Origin of the sequence: Mesorhizobium sp. M7A.F.Ca.US.006.04.2.1, assembly GCF_004022915.1 — a bacterium.
Taxonomy (GTDB): domain Bacteria; phylum Pseudomonadota; class Alphaproteobacteria; order Rhizobiales; family Rhizobiaceae; genus Mesorhizobium; species Mesorhizobium ciceri.
Window position 1 is genome coordinate 1 of sequence record NZ_RZQA01001218.1, and the last position, 1376, is coordinate 1376.

General features: G+C 60.5%; 1 protein-coding gene and 1 pseudogene. One reads left to right on the plus strand and one right to left on the minus strand.

Features of this window, described 5'->3' with window-relative positions; all coding sequences use genetic code 11:
- Nucleotides 1-141, minus strand: a pseudogene (locus tag EN925_RS41230) (IclR family transcriptional regulator); the annotation flags it as partial.
- A 215-nt stretch (nt 142-356) separates the two neighbouring features.
- Here EN925_RS41230 and gcl point away from each other — a divergent pair.
- A partial coding sequence (gene gcl / locus EN925_RS35965) for a glyoxylate carboligase (protein ID WP_128337377.1) occupies nt 357-1376 on the plus strand: 1020 nt, incomplete at its 3' end.

Here is a 1376-nt window from a genome sequence, read left to right on the forward strand (position 1 = left end):
TTCGCTTAGCGACAGGCCGCTGCCTTCCGCGACAATGGCCAGGATCCGCAGCGCCCGATCGAGCGACTGCACCGAACTGGCCTCCGAGGGCCCATTGAAAGCGCGCGGCCGGCCGCGCTGGCGTTTTTCCGTGGTTTCCATGGCGTCATTCTCGACCGATTTCGCCAAATGCACAATGAAAAAATTTTTCACTAGAATCGCAGGCCAGGATTCCTGGAAAACGGAAAATCCAATAAAATCAGCATATAGCCGTTGTTTTCTCTAAATGAAAAAATATTCTGAAAAAATTGAAAAATAGCCGGCGTGCTGACATCCTCAGCCAATCCAACAATGACAAACCCGTGGAGGGCTGGAAAATGGCCAGGATGCGCGCTGTCGATGCCGCGGTTCTCGTTCTCGAAAAGGAAGGCATTTCCTGCGCTTTCGGCGTGCCGGGCGCGGCGATCAATCCGTTCTATTCGGCGCTGAAGGCGAGGGGAACGATCCGCCACGTGCTTGCCCGTCACGTCGAGGGCGCCTCGCACATGGCGGAAGGCTTTACCCGGGCCAAGGCAGGCAATATCGGCCTGTGCATCGGCACTTCGGGTCCGGCCGGCACCGACATGATCACCGGGCTCTATTCGGCCGCCGCTGATTCCATTCCGATCCTGTGCATCACCGGCCAGGCGCCGCGGGCGCGGCTGAACAAGGAGGATTTCCAGGCCGTCGACATATCAGCCATTGCCGCGCCGGTCGCCAAATGGGCGGTCACGGTCATGGAGCCCTATCTCGTCCCCATGGCGCTGCAGAAGGCCTTTCATCTGATGCGCTCGTCGCGGCCGGGTCCGGTGCTGATCGACCTGCCGGTCGATGTCCAGCTGGCCGAGATCGAATTCGACATCGATGCCTATGAGCCGTTGACGCCGTTCAAGCCGGCCATGACGCGCGCCCAAGCCGAAAAGGCGTTGACGATGCTCAACGCCGCCGAAAAGCCGCTGATCGTCGCCGGCGGCGGCATCATAAACGCCGATGCGTCGGATTTGCTGATCGAATTCGCCGAGATTTCAGGCGTGCCGGTCGTCCCGACCTTGATGGGCTGGGGCGCGATCCCCGACGACCACCGGCTGATGGCCGGCATGTGCGGGCTGCAGACCTCGCACCGCTATGGCAATGCGACGATGCTGGAAGCCGATTTCGTCTTCGGCATCGGCAACCGCTGGGCCAACCGTCACACCGGCTCCGTCGATGTCTATACCAAGGGCAAAAAATTCATCCATGTCGACATCGAGCCCACTCAAATCGGCCGCGTCTTCGCGCCGGATCTCGGCGTCGTTTCGGATGCTGGTGCTGCGCTGAAGATGCTGCTCGACGTCGCCACCGAGTGGAAGACGGCAGGC